Source organism: Arthrobacter sp. H14, assembly GCF_000520495.1.
Lineage (GTDB): Bacteria > Actinomycetota > Actinomycetes > Actinomycetales > Micrococcaceae > Arthrobacter_C.
In genome coordinates this window covers 26,101-29,676 of sequence record NZ_KI914672.1, presented here as the reverse complement: position 1 = coordinate 29,676, position 3,576 = coordinate 26,101, and the positions used below count along the sequence as shown (strand labels likewise).

At 59.3% G+C, this 3,576-nt stretch carries 4 protein-coding genes and 1 pseudogene; 4 read left to right on the top strand and 1 reads right to left on the bottom strand.

Annotation, left to right across the window (positions count from 1 at the left end; all coding sequences use genetic code 11):
- The 3 genes and pseudogenes from Y707_RS31635 to Y707_RS0116185 all read left to right on the top strand — a co-directional run.
- A pseudogene (locus Y707_RS31635) lies at positions 1-371 on the top strand (hypothetical protein); the annotation flags it as partial.
- Positions 358-756 (top strand): DUF6262 family protein, encoded by a 399-nt coding sequence (locus tag Y707_RS33520; protein WP_162150235.1) that lies wholly within the window; start codon positions 358-360, stop codon positions 754-756. The pseudogene Y707_RS31635 and the gene Y707_RS33520, both read left to right, overlap by 14 nt.
- A gap of 105 nt (positions 757-861) precedes the next feature.
- Positions 862-1,836: an arsenic resistance protein gene (locus tag Y707_RS0116185; RefSeq protein WP_035782122.1), complete on the top strand. Its 975-nt coding sequence runs from the start codon at positions 862-864 to the stop codon at positions 1,834-1,836.
- Positions 1,837-1,990: 154 nt separating this feature from the next.
- On the opposite strand, the gene Y707_RS32930 is transcribed toward Y707_RS0116185, so the two are convergent.
- Positions 1,991-3,085 (bottom strand): excalibur calcium-binding domain-containing protein, encoded by a 1,095-nt coding sequence (locus Y707_RS32930; RefSeq protein WP_051442109.1) that lies wholly within the window; start codon positions 3,083-3,085, stop codon positions 1,991-1,993.
- Between the two features lie 191 nt (positions 3,086-3,276).
- Between Y707_RS32930 and Y707_RS26785 the strand changes: the two genes are divergently transcribed.
- Positions 3,277-3,465: a hypothetical protein gene (locus tag Y707_RS26785; protein ID WP_051442110.1), complete on the top strand. Its 189-nt coding sequence runs from the start codon at positions 3,277-3,279 to the stop codon at positions 3,463-3,465.
- Positions 3,466-3,576: the final 111 nt, after the last annotated feature.

Sequence of the window (3,576 nt, the reverse complement as noted above, 5' to 3'; positions counted from 1 at the left end):
GTTTCAATGTCAATGGCCAGCGCCTGGAACAACTGCTTCCTGAGTCGCCGCTGGCCGACCTGAGCTGGATGAAGGAAAAGCTCAACCGGGCACGAGTCACGTTGCCCAACGGGTACTGCGGTCTGCCGCTGCAGCAGAACTGCGACGTCCAGAACGCCTGCCTCGACTGCACAAAATACTTCATCACCACACCGGAATTTCTCCCGTCCCATGAAGAGCAACTCGAACGGACCCGCTCCCTCATGGAAGACGCCGAAGCACACGGGCAGACACGGATGGTGGAGAAGAACAAGCCAACATTCATCAAACTCAGCAACCTTGTTGAGACCCTTCGCGCCGCGGCCGCAGGAGAAAACAGTGGCAACAACTGATCACCCCGGAACGCAAGCTCTGCAGCGGCACCGCGAACAACGCAGCGTCCAAACAGCGAGCAGAGTTGAAGCAGCGATGCGCACCCTGGATGCTCAAGGTGACCAGATCACTTTCGCCAGCGTCGCCAGAGAAGCGGGCGTAAGCCGTCAGTGGCTATACACAAGCCGCTATCGCGATGAAATCGACCGTCTTCGCACACGTCCCGCAGTTTTGCCCGGAAACCGTCACAGCCGGGCTAAGGAAGCAGCGACAGACGCATCTCTCCGGTCCAGGCTAGCCGCCCTACAAAAGCGCAACACGGAACTGCGTCAGGAGGCGGTCGACCTGCGCCATCAGCTGGAACGTGCCCTCGGGCTTATCCGGCAGCACCATCTCGATTACTGACGACCGCGAAGGGACACGGATCGGAAGTCTCCGGGGGCGCCAAGAACTCATAGCTCAAAGCTTCTCTACACTGGCAGGGTGGGAATTACGCGTGTGGTAAGAGCGATGGAACGGTGGCAGATCGGTCTTTATCTGGTGGCTATCGTTGGCGGAGCAATCTTTGGCTGGTCGGTTCCCGCCGCTGCTGGGCCGCTGGAGCTCGCCATCAACCCGGTGCTCGGGCTGTTGTTGTTCGCCACGTTCCTGGGAATCCCGTTCTCGGCGATCGGCCAGGCCGTCCGGGATACACGATTCATGGCCACGGTCCTGGTCTTGAACTTCGCCATCGTGCCTGCCGTCGTCTTTGGCCTATCCCGGTTCGTGGCCGATAACCAGGCTCTTCTTGTTGGCGTGCTGTTGGTGCTGCTGACGCCTTGCATCGACTACGTGATCGTCTTCTCCGGGCTGGCAGGCGGCTCCAGCGAGCGTCTGCTTGCTGCCGCGCCGCTGCTCATGATGTCTCAGATGCTGTTGCTGCCTTTCTACCTGTTCATCTTCATCGGCCCGGAACTCGTCTCAGCCATTGAACCGGGACCATTCCTCGAAGCGCTCATCGTGCTAATCATCCTCCCCCTCATCCTGGCAGCATTCACCCAATGGTGGTCCCGTCGGGCGGCAGCCGGCAGGAGCGTTATGACTGTCATGGAGGCCCTGATGGTCCCCCTCATGATGGGGACACTGGCTGTCGTGATCGGATCGCAGATCCACGGGGTAGGACAGGAAATCACCTCACTGCTGTCGGTCATCCCTCTCTACGCGGCTTTTCTGGTGATCATGGTTCCCCTCGGAATGGCGTCCGCACGGGTCGCACGACTGGATCCGGGAAACACGAGGGCCGTGATTTTCAGTGGCGCCACCCGCAACTCACTGGTCGTACTCCCGCTGGCATTGGCATTGCCTGAGCCCCTGGCGTTGGTTCCGCTGGTCGTTGTAACACAAACCATGGTTGAACTTATCGGCATGATCACCTATGTGAAAGTCATTCCCCGCCTGGTTCCATCGGAACGGAGACTGCGACCCGCCCAAGAAACTGGTGGTTGAAGGATCGGCTTATGGGACGAGGCAACCGACAACCCAGCTGTCATAAACCGCCATTCTGAACTAGCAGTCACACCAAAGCGATTGATCCACTCTCTAACTGCAACACCACAGAGATGACATGTCTTCACTGATGAAACGTCGTCATATAGCACCCTTAGAGGGTGTGACTACAGATAACACCGTCACCATCAAACTTCGTGTCCCACCCTGGGTCCCCGACGCTGATCGGGTCGGCGTCTGCTTCGCGGACGGCGGTGCAATTCTCGTAGCTGACGTCTGAGCCGGTTCCAGGTGCTGGTTCCGGCGACTCTTCCCGTGTTGGTGTGGCCGCTACGGGAACGCTCACTCCCCCGTCGTCGTCCGGGACTGGTTGGTTGGGGCATTTGGTGGTGAGGATGCCGGCGACCGCATCGTGTTCGGCCTGTGTCATCCACAGCCCGTATTTAGCTTTCACAGCTGTACTACAGATAACGCCGTCACCGTCAAACTTCGTGTCCCATCCCGGGTCGCCGACGCTGATGGGGTCGGCGTCCGCTTCGCGGACTGCGGTGCAATTCTCATAACCGACCTCTGATCCTGTCCCTGGTGCCGGATCCGGTGACTGTTCCGGCGCAGGTGCGGCCGCTATGGGTACCTCCACTCCCCCGTCGTCGTCCGGGACGGGCTGATCGGGGCATTTGACGGTGAGGATCCCGGCGACCGCATCGTGTTCGGCCTGTGTCATCCACAGCCCGTATTTAGCTTTCACAGCTGTTTGCAGGGCAACGTATTCGCAGCGGAATGCTTTGTTCGGCGGCAGCCAGGTCGCTGCGTCTGAGTCGCCTTTGGACGCGTTGGTGGGTCCGTCGACGGCCAGCAGGTTCAGCCGGGTCATTGGCGAACGCTTCGCGCTGATTCTCCCCCAACTGTTGTGCCCCTTTCTGCCAGGCATCGGATAAGGCGACGAGATGATCGATTTGAAAACCTCGGGGCTCGTGTCATTGCCGCGGACGAACTCAATGACCGCTCCGGTGAAGGGGCCAGCCAGGGTTCCTGTCAGCACAATGCATTCGTTGGTGCCTGCCCGGAAGGTCTCGTTCGTGAGGTCCCGCTTGAGGATGTCGTCGCGCCCTTCACGACCGAAGAGCCAGCCGTTCAGATCCACGGAAAAACCATCGATGACGCGACCCGGTGCACCCACTACCACACCGACAAGGACGTCGTGGCGATCATGTTCAACTGCTGCAACACGTTCTACGCCTGCTTCCATTGCCACCAGGAAACCGAAACTGGCGGTTCGAGTGAAATGTTGATTTTCAGATGTGGCGGACAATTAGTTCATCTATGCCTGCCAGGCGGCGGCAGGGGCCGATTCCGCTCCCGAAAGGCACAGCCTTACCGGGAAGATGTTCAGCGCTGAGGGGAAGACGATATATGGGTTTCGATGTCGGAAACAGCACCATGGATATACAGATACTGGACGCCGCGCGCCATGATGAGTGCCTTGAAGCTGCCGTGGAGCGGATGAAGGCCAAAGCTGTTGAAGATGGCCGGAATGGGGTCTTGGTCACCAGGCACGCACCCGGCCGTTACACGGTTGAAGTGAGTGCCGAAGTCCCGTTTGGCTTCACTTACGAGGCTTCGGTATAAGAGATCAGTTTGAAAAGCGGCGGGGTATCGGTCTTTGCCCGGACATTCTGAACCGGTTATTCAGGCCTCGGTGTCCACCAGCGGCACCTGTGTTGGCTGGTGGCCGGCCGG

Excerpts from the sequence above, each read along its gene's own strand:
- Y707_RS26785 (WP_051442110.1), top strand. The coding sequence starts at position 3,277 with ATGGATATACAGATACTGGACGCCGCGCGCCATGATGAGTGCCTTGAA.
- Y707_RS32930 (WP_051442109.1), bottom strand. The coding sequence starts at position 3,085 with ATGGAAGCAGGCGTAGAACGTGTTGCAGCAGTTGAACATGATCGCCAC.
- Y707_RS0116185 (WP_035782122.1), top strand. The coding sequence starts at position 862 with ATGGAACGGTGGCAGATCGGTCTTTATCTGGTGGCTATCGTTGGCGGA.